An 8901-nucleotide genomic window follows, 5' to 3' on the forward strand; every position below is an offset into this window, starting at 1 on the left:
GTGTGGTCCTGTTCCCTAACGACACTCAAACTTTGCGCGCGGCGCTGAAAGCATCCCGCAACGCGCCGGCCCACCGCGCCCGAACGGCACAGGCAGGCCCGTCTCCCTCAGCTCCCCGCGCCAGGGCGCGGGCAGTGAAACTCAGACCGCGTCCTCGCCCCGTTCGCCGGTGCGGATGCGGATGACCTCGTGGACGTCCGATACAAAAATCTTGCCATCGCCGATGCGGCCCGTGCGGGCGGCGGCCTGGATGGCCTCGATCGCGCGCTCGGCCAGATCATCGGAGCAGACGACCTCGATCTTCACCTTCGGCAGGAAGTCGACGACATATTCGGCGCCACGGTACAGCTCGGTATGGCCCTTCTGCCGCCCGAAGCCCTTGGCCTCGACCACGGTCAGGCCCTGCAGGCCGATCTCGTGCAGCGCATCCTTCACCTCATCGAGTTTGAAGGGCTTGATGATCGCCTCGATCTTCTTCATCGGCTCCATTCACGGTCCGCCGCCTTGTCCGGCAAGGCTTTGTCCCGTCCTCTCCCCCCAGCTGTACAACCCTCCGCCATCGCCACGTTCAGCCGGCGGACGCCTGGAAGGCTCGACCTGCTGTGTCGCACGAGCAGCAGCGACGGGGCAATGGCGCCCCATCGGGTTTTCCACCGTGAAACTTCGCTGCCAGACAGAGTTGGCCCTTAAAACAGGCACAATGCCTAACAAACCAGCAGCCATGCTGAAGACGATGTTGCATCGGGCGATGCCCGCCCCCATGATCCACCCACACGCCAACCCGCGCGCGATCCCTGCCTGAGGTGCCGATTCTACCATGAAGCCGATGAACAACCTGCTCTCCTCCACGGGGACCACCGTGTTCACCGTCATGTCCGCCCTCGCGGTCCAGCATGGCGCCATCAACCTGGGTCAGGGCTTCCCGGACTACGAGGGCCCGCAGGACGTCATCCGCGCCGCGGCCGACGCGCTGATGGACACGCGCAACCAGTACCCGCCGCTCGCCGGGGTGCCGGAACTGCGCCAGGCCGTGGCCGACGCCAACCGCCGCTTCTACGGGCTGGAGATCGACCCCGCCGCCGAGGTCATCGTCACCTCCGGCGCCACGGAGGCATTGATCGCCAGCCTGATGGCCGTGGTGAACCCCGGCGACGAGGTCGTGGTGTTCGAGCCGTTCTACGACACCTACCTGCCCATGGTGCGCCTGCTCGGCGCCGTGCCGAAGCTGGTGCGCCTGACCCCGCCGAAATGGGAACTGCCGCGCGCCGAGCTGGCCGCCGCCTTCAGCGACCGCACAAAGGCCGTGCTGCTGAACTCGCCCATGAACCCCGCCGGCAAGGTCTTCACCAGCGCCGAGCTGGCCTATATCGCCGAGCTGGTGCAGCGCCACGACGCCTACGCCATCTGCGACGAGGTGTATGAGCACCTGACCTTCGACGGCTGGAAGCACATCCCGCTGATGACGCTGCCCGGCATGCGGGAACGCTGCATGCGCATCGGCTCGGCCGGCAAGACCTTCAGCCTCACCGGCTGGAAGGTCGGCTACATCACCGCCGACCGTTCGCTGACGCCCAACATCGCCAAGGCGCACCAGAACCTCACCTTCACCACCGCGCCCAACCTGCAGCGCGCCGTGGCGCTCGGCCTCGGCAAGGACGACGCCTATTTCGCCGGCCTCTCGGCCGAATTGCAGGCGAAGCGGGACCGGCTGGCCAAGGGCCTGGCCGAGCTCGGCTTCGGCGTGCTGCCCACCCAGGGCAGCTACTTCATCACCACCGACTTCTCGCCCCTGGGCTTCCATGGCGACGACGTCGCCTTCTGCCGCCACCTGACCGAGACGGCGAAGGTCACCGCCATCCCCGTCTCCGCCTTCTACGACGGTACGGACGCGCCGAAGCACTATGCCCGCTTCGCCTTCTGCAAGAACGACGCGGTGCTGGACGAAGCCCTCGCCCGCCTCACCGCCTGGAAGGCCAACCGCGCCCCGGCGGCCCTGGCCGGCTGAACCGGCTTTCCCCGGCGGGCCCAGCCCGCCGGGGGATCGGTCACGCCCCCACCAATCTTCCTGCTGCCGCCGTGCCTGTCGCCGAATATCGGCCCGCTGCCGCCCCCCCCTCGCGCGATTCGCGCCGGCCCGGCCTCCAGCCCAAAATTCCTGATTCCGCCGTGGATTCCCCATTCCGACTGCCGCGCTCTCGCATTTGTTGAGGTGCGATGCGGGGTTTTCACCGCCTTATCGTGCTACACGCTGGAAATCGGCGGTCGGTATTGCTATTGCGGGTGCCACGAGAGATCCGCGCCCTCGCAAAAAGCGCGCCCATCATAACGAAAGTCGCACACATCATGTCGAAAGCCTTCCTCGCCCAGATCATCCAGGACTCCATTGGCTGCACCGGCGTCGCCGCCAACCAGGCCGCGACGGATCTGGTCGCATCCATTGTCAAGGAAATGAAGAAGAGCGGCGGCTTCACCCTGCCGTCCTTCGGCACCTTCACCGTGCGCAAGACGAAGGCCCGCAAGGGCATGAACCCGCGGACGGGTGAGCCGGTGAAGATCAAGGCCGGCAAGACGGTCCGCTTCAAGGCCTCGCCGAACCTGAAGAAGGCGGTCTGATCCACGGATCGGCTGCCCCCGGCCGCGCCCAGAGGGCTTGAGGCGCGAGCCTCAACGCCCGGCGCGCTGCCAGGCAGAGATGCAGGCCTGCTGCGGCGGCGGAATCCGGTGCGGCAGGCGAAAAAAGGGCGGCCCTTCCAGGCCGCCCTTTTTGCTTACTTCTTCTTGCTGGCCTCGTAGCGGGCCTTGTTCTCGGCATTCGGCGGATACAGGCCGGGCAGCGAGGCACCCGCCTCCACTTCGCCCATGATCCAGTTTTCCTGCCGCTCCTGCTCCTCCGCCAGCTCGGCCACCTCGGCCAGCAGCGCCTGCGGGATCAGCACGGCGCCATCCTGGTCCACCACCACGGTGTCACCCGGGAACACCGCGACGCCACCGCAGCCGATCGGCTGGTCCCACGCCACGAAGGTCAGCCCGGCCACGGAGGGCGGCGCGGCGGCGCCGCTGCACCACACCGGCAGCCCGGTGCCCAGCACGCCCGCCAGGTCCCGCACCACGCCGTCGGTCACCAGCGCGGCCACGCCACGCTTGCTCATCCGCGCGCACAGGATGTCGCCGAAGATGCCGGCATCGGTCACGCCCATGGCGTCCACCACGGCAATGCAGCCCTCCGGCATCGCCTCGATCGCCGCGCGGGTGGAAATCGGGTTGGACCAGGATGCCGGCGTGGCCAGATCCTCCCGCGCGGGCACGAAGCGCAGTGTGAACGCCTCGCCCACGATGCGCGGCTGGCCTTCCTTCAACGGACGCGTCCCGCGCATCCACACGTTGCGGAGGCCCTTCTTCAGCAACACCGTGGTCAGCGTGGCGGTGGAAATGCCTTCCAGCGTCGCCTTGATCTTGGGGTCCAGTGCCATCCGTCTTCCTCTCCTAGAGCGTGATGGCCTCCGGTGGAATCACCGGAAAGCCGAATCACGCGACCAAACAAAGATGAAGAGCGTGGTGCGTAAACGAAGGTAAACGCATCAAGCTCAGAGCGCGATCGTTGAAGTTTGCTTCAACACACAACGTGAATCGCGCGATCAAACAGCAGGTTGGAACAGGCCCGCCGCAACTGCCTGCGGCGCACACGCTCCAGGCCAGCCGCATTCAGGCAGCATGTTCCACCACCGCTTCGGCCGGCGCCTCACGCAACCGGCGCAGCAGGGCCTGAATGGGGTGGTCCGTCCGCACCCCATCGAAACGCTTCACCTGGGACCGGCAGGAATAACCGCTGACCACCAGCCGGTCGCCATGCTGCGCCACCGTCTGCCGCCAGCCCAGATCGTAGATTCGCTCGGACATCTCGCGGTGCTCCGCCTCGTGCCCGAAGGTGCCGGCCATGCCGCAGCAGCCGGATGGCAATACCCGCAAGGGCGCACCCAGCCGCGCGAACACCGCCTGCCAGTCCTTCAAACTGGCGGTGGCATTGGTCCGCTCCGTGCAATGCGGCAGCAACAGCAGCGGCTGCCCATCCGGCAGCGGCGGCATCAGCGCCAGCCGCTGCGCCAGCCATTCCTGCGGCAGCAACACCTTCGGCGCATCCGCTCCCAGCGCCCCGGCATACTCACCGCGATACACCAGCGTCATCGATGGATCGAGCCCGACCAGCTCCACCCCCGTCGCCGCTAGCGCGCGCAGCATGTCCGCATTCGCCGCCGCCTGCCGGCCGAAGCGGCCCAGGAAGCCATGCACGTGCAGCGGCTTGCCGTTCGGCCGGAATGGCGCCAGCCACGGCGTGAAGCCCATCGCCTTCAGCGCGTCCAGCAGGTCCAGCACCAGCTGCGTTTCGAAATAGCTGGTGAAGGCATCCTGCACGATCACCACATGCCGGTCCCGCTCCGTGGCCGGCACGGCGCGCAAATCCACCGGCGTTGCGCGGTACACGCCGCGCCGCTCCGCCTCGGCCATCAGGTCGATGCCGCTGAAGGCCGGCGCATCCACCAGCCCCGCCTTCGCGGCCAGCCGCCTGCCAAGGCCGCTGCCCATCACCGCATTGGCCAGGCCGGCGAACCGGGCGCCCAGCGGCAACATCGTCTCCAACTGCCCGACCAGATGGTCCTTCAGCGGCCGGCGGTAGCGCGTGTGGTACAGCTCCAGGAACTTGGCCCGGAAGCTCGGCACATCCACCTTGATCGGGCACTGGCCGGAGCAGGACTTGCAGGCCAGGCAGCCATCCATGGCTTCCTTCACCTCGTGGGAGAAATCCTCCTCCCCGCCACGGCTGTTCACCAGCCGGGTGAAGGCGCCGGACCAGCCGGACGAAGCCCGCGCCCGACGCGCCTCCGCCATTGGGTCCACCCCGGCATCGGAGAGCCGCCGCAGCCATTCCCGGAACAGCGACGCCCGGCCCTTCGGCGAATGCCGCCGGTCCCCCGTCGCCTTGAAGGACGGGCACATGGCGTCATGGGGGTCGTAGTTGAAGCAGGCGCCATTGCCGTTGCAATGCAGCGCCTCGTCATAGGCCGCGCGCGTCACCGCCGGGATGGTCCGGTCCAGCTGCCCGCGCATCGGCACCTTGTCGATCGCCAGCAGCGCCACGCCATCCGGCGCCGCGATCTTGCCCGGGTTCAACTGGTTGCGCGGGTCGAACGCCGCCTTGATCGCCTGCAGCGATTCATACAGCGGCCCGAACACCTCCGGCACGTACTCGGACCGCACGCCCTTGCCATGCTCGCCCCACAGCAAGCCATTATACTTGCGCGTCAGCGCAAACACCTCGTCCGAGATCTCGCGGATGCGCTGCTCCGCGCCCTCCGCCTTCATGTCGATCGCCGGCCGCACATGCAGCACCCCGGCATCGACATGGCCGAACATGCCATAGGCCAGCCCGCGCCGGTCCAGCGCCGCGCGGAACTCGGCGATGTAGTCGGCCAGGTTCTCCGGCGGCACCGCCGTGTCCTCGACGAAGGGAATTGGTCGCGCATCGCCCTTCATGTTGCCTAGCAGCCCCACGGCCTTCTTGCGCATTCCCTGGATGCGCTCGCCCGCCGCATCCCACGCCACCGTATGGCCTCGGCGCCCCACCGTGCGCCCCTCGGCCGCCAGCCGCGCCTCCACCACGTCCAGCTTGGCCTGCACCTCTTCGATGCTGTCGCCAACGAACTCGATCAGGTTGATGCCGGCCGCGACGCCCTCGGCATCGTCGGGGAAGAACTCGCTGACGCCCTCCCAGCTGATATCGCCGCGCGCCAGCCCCAGCACCTTGGAATCCACGGTCTCGACCGAGGCCGCGCCCAGCACCATGATCCGTTGCGCATCGCGCAACGCGGCATCGAAGGTGTCGTAACGCAGGTTGATCAGCGCCGCGTGTTTCGGGATCGGCAGCACCCGCAACCGCACCTCGGCGATCATCGCCAACGTGCCTTCGGACCCGCACAGCAGCGAATTCAGGTTGAACCGCCCCTCCTCGTCCCGGATATGCGCCAGGTCGTACCCGGTCAGGCACCGGTTCAGCGGCGGGAACCGCTCCTCGATCAGCGCCCGGCGCTCGCGGAAGATGCCGTCCGCCACGCGGTGGATGGCGCCCACCATGTCCTGCCGCCGCGCCGCCTCCGCCAGTGCCGCGTCGCCCATCGGTTCGGACCGCCACAGCGTGCCGTCCAGCAGCACCACGTCCAGCCCCAGCACGTGGTCCCGCGTCTTGCCATACAGGCAGGACCCCTGCCCGCACGCATCGGTGGAGACCATGCCGCCCACCGTGGCCCGGTTGCTGGTGGAGCACTCGGGCGCGAAGAACAGCCCATGCGGCTTGATCGCCGCATTCAGCGCATCCTTCACCAGCCCCGGCTGCGCCCGCACCCAGCCCTCGGCGACATTCACCTCCAGCAGCCGGTTCATGTGGCGGGAGACATCGACGACGATGCCATCCGTCAGCGACTGCCCGTTGGTCCCCGTCCCGCCCCCGCGTGGCGCGAACGTCACCCCCGCGAAGCGCGGATCGGCCGAGACGCGGGCGATGCGCTGCAGATCCTCCGCATCGCGCGGGTACACCACCGCCTGCGGCTGCCGCTGGTAAATGGAGTTATCCGTCGCCATCATCAGCCGGCCGGAGAAGCCGGCGTCCATATCGCCGGAGAACCCCCGCAGCCGCAGCTCATCGAGGAAACCATGGGTCAGCGGGGCCGGCGCGGGCAGGTCGCCAAGGCGAGGGATCATGCTGGGCAGTCTTTCTCGGGGGTGGCGGGCGTTACTCGCCCTTCCACTCCGGCTTGCGCTTGTTCAGGAAGGCATCCATGCCCTCGCGGAAATCCTGGCTCATATAGCACATCAGGATCAGGTCCCGGCCTTCCTCGGAGCTGATCTGCGGCCGCAGCCGGGCCACCGCCTCCTTGGTGGCGCGCAGCGTCAGCGGCGCATTGGCCGCCACCGTCCGGGCCAGTTCCAGCGCCCGCTCCGGCAACGCCGCCACATCCTCCACCACCTCGTGCAGCAGCCCGATCCGGTGCGCTTCCTCGGCCTCGATCAGCCGGGCGGTGAAGATCATCTCCTTCACCCGGGACGGCCCGATCAACGCGATGAGGCGGGAAAACGCCCCCATCGACAGGATATTCCCCAACGTCCGCGCGATCGGGAAGCCGAACTTCGCGTTCGAGGCGCCGATCCGCAGGTCGCACGAGGCCGCGATGGCCCCGCCCCCACCCGTGCAGGCCCCCGCGATGGCGGCGATGATCGGCTTCGGGCAGGCCTCCAGCCGCGCCACGATCCGCCCGATCCGCTCCTCGTACTGGATGGCGTCCTCGGGCGTCTTGAAGGCGCGGAACTGATTGATGTCGGTGCCGGAGGCGAAGGCCTTCTCCCCCGTCCCGGTCAGGATCACGGCGCGGACCGACTTGTCCTCCGCCACCTCGTCGCAGAACGCGCCCAGGCGCTCATACATGCTGAAGGTGAAGGCGTTGCGCGCCTGTGGCCGGTTGAAGGTCACCCGGCGGATGCCGCCGTCCAGGGTCTCGAACAGAATGTCGTCCTGGCCGTCCATCGGCATCTCCTCCCCGTTAAATCGGTTGTCCTTTTGCTATAGGATTGCCATCCGCCCATGTAAATCGCCCCCAGCCCACCTGCCGGCGGCGTCACAATCATCGAAACTTCATCAACGACCCCTGCCCTTCGCGCCCCCTGCCCGCTAGTGGAAGCCCGTCAATTCTGACAGGCTGGGAAATCGACCGCATGCGCCGCTCCAGTGTCCTGCTCCTTGGTGTCTCGCTCCTGGCCTCCGCCGCCCTGCCGGCGCTGGCCCAGCCTGCCGCCACGCCCCAGGCCCGTAACCGCGATGCCCCGGCCGCCGCCCAGCCCGTCTCCGGCCCCCTCGTCCTCTACACCAGCCAGCTGGAGCCGGACGCCGCCGCCACCGTGGAGGCCTTCCGCAAGCTGCACCCGGCCGTGACGGTCGAGTGGATTCGCGGCGGCACCAACCAGATCATGCCGCGCCTGCGGGCCGAGATCGCCGCCGGCGCCCCGCGCGCGGACGTGCTGCTGCTGGCCGACAGCCTGACCTTCGAGGGCCTGAAGGCCGAGGGCCTGCTGCGCCCCAGCCCGGACGTCGCCCTCGGCAACACCCCGGCCGAGCGGCATGACCCGGACCGCACCTATTTCGGCACCAAGCTGCTGACCACCGGCATCGTCATGAACACCCGCGCGCCCTTCACCCCGCGCGTCTGGGCCGACCTGCTGCGCCCCGAGGCGCGCAACATGACCGCGATGCCCTCGCCCGCCGTCTCCGGCGCCGCTGCCATCCATGTGCAGACCCTGGCACAGGCCCCCGGCCTGGGCTGGGACTACCTGGGCAAGCTGGGCGAGGCCGGCGTGCAGCCGCGCGGCGGCAACGGCGCCGTCATGCAGAGCGTCGCGGGCGGCGAGCGCGCCTTCGGCATCGTGGTCGACTACATGCCGATCCGGGAGGCCGCCAAGGGCGCACCGGTTCGCTTCATCGTGCCGGAGGACGGCGTCTCCGCCGTGACCGAGCCCGCCGCCATTCTCCGCAGCAGCCGCAACCCGCAGGCAGCCGTGGCCTTTATCTCCTTCCTGCTGTCGAAGGAGGGCCAGCAACTGGCCGCCAGCCAGGGCTTCCTGCCCGCCGACCCCACCATCGCCCCGCCCGCCGGCTTCCCGGACCCGCGCACCATCCGCGTGCTGCCGCTGGATGCCGCCCGCGCGGCGGCCGAGGCCGATGCCTCGCTGCGCCGCTTCAACCAGCTTGTCGGCCAGTAACCTCCAGGAACGGCCCGCGGCGGCGCTGAGGCCGGCGGCCCCGGCCGCGTCCTTCGTCCCGCCCGCCCCCGCCCCGGTGTCACCCGCGCGGCGCCGCGCCCT

The 8901-nt window shown here is 68.8% G+C and carries 7 protein-coding genes; 3 read left to right on the forward strand and 4 right to left on the reverse strand.

What is annotated here, in order from left to right; all coding sequences use genetic code 11:
• Nucleotides 1–141: 141 nt before the first annotated feature.
• Nucleotides 142–480 (reverse strand): P-II family nitrogen regulator, encoded by a 339-nt coding sequence (locus IBL26_RS12300; RefSeq protein WP_187784791.1) that lies wholly within the window; start codon nucleotides 478–480, stop codon nucleotides 142–144.
• Between the two features lie 337 nt (nucleotides 481–817).
• Here IBL26_RS12300 and IBL26_RS12305 point away from each other — a divergent pair, with 337 nt between their 5' ends.
• Together IBL26_RS12305 and IBL26_RS12310 are read left to right on the forward strand one after the other, a co-directional pair.
• A complete protein-coding gene (locus IBL26_RS12305; RefSeq protein WP_187784778.1) occupies nucleotides 818–2005 on the forward strand; it encodes an aminotransferase in 1188 nt (395 codons plus the stop codon).
• Between the two features lie 338 nt (nucleotides 2006–2343).
• Nucleotides 2344–2613: an HU family DNA-binding protein gene (locus IBL26_RS12310; protein ID WP_187784792.1), complete on the forward strand. Its 270-nt coding sequence runs from the start codon at nucleotides 2344–2346 to the stop codon at nucleotides 2611–2613.
• Nucleotides 2614–2768: 155 nt separating this feature from the next.
• On the opposite strand, the gene IBL26_RS12315 is transcribed toward IBL26_RS12310, so the two are convergent.
• The 3 genes from IBL26_RS12315 to IBL26_RS12325 all read right to left on the reverse strand — a co-directional run bounded on the left by IBL26_RS12315 (nucleotide 2769) and on the right by IBL26_RS12325 (nucleotide 7570).
• Nucleotides 2769–3470 (reverse strand): ribonuclease activity regulator RraA, encoded by a 702-nt coding sequence (locus IBL26_RS12315; protein ID WP_187784779.1) that lies wholly within the window; start codon nucleotides 3468–3470, stop codon nucleotides 2769–2771.
• Nucleotides 3471–3702: 232 nt separating this feature from the next.
• Nucleotides 3703–6750: a D-2-hydroxyglutarate dehydrogenase YdiJ gene (gene ydiJ, locus IBL26_RS12320; protein ID WP_187784780.1), complete on the reverse strand. Its 3048-nt coding sequence runs from the start codon at nucleotides 6748–6750 to the stop codon at nucleotides 3703–3705.
• Between the two features lie 31 nt (nucleotides 6751–6781).
• On the reverse strand, nucleotides 6782–7570 hold the full coding sequence (locus tag IBL26_RS12325; protein WP_187784781.1) for an enoyl-CoA hydratase/isomerase family protein: 789 nt from the start codon (nucleotides 7568–7570) through the stop codon (nucleotides 6782–6784).
• A gap of 188 nt (nucleotides 7571–7758) precedes the next feature.
• On the opposite strand from IBL26_RS12325, the gene IBL26_RS12330 reads away from it, so the two are divergent.
• Nucleotides 7759–8799, forward strand: coding sequence for an ABC transporter substrate-binding protein (locus tag IBL26_RS12330; protein ID WP_187784782.1), 1041 nt, complete (start codon nucleotides 7759–7761; stop codon nucleotides 8797–8799).
• The last annotated feature ends 102 nt before the right edge of the window (nucleotides 8800–8901 follow it).

Origin of the sequence: Teichococcus aerophilus, assembly GCF_014490485.1 — a bacterium.
Taxonomy (GTDB): Bacteria; Pseudomonadota; Alphaproteobacteria; order Acetobacterales; family Acetobacteraceae; genus Pseudoroseomonas; species Pseudoroseomonas aerophila.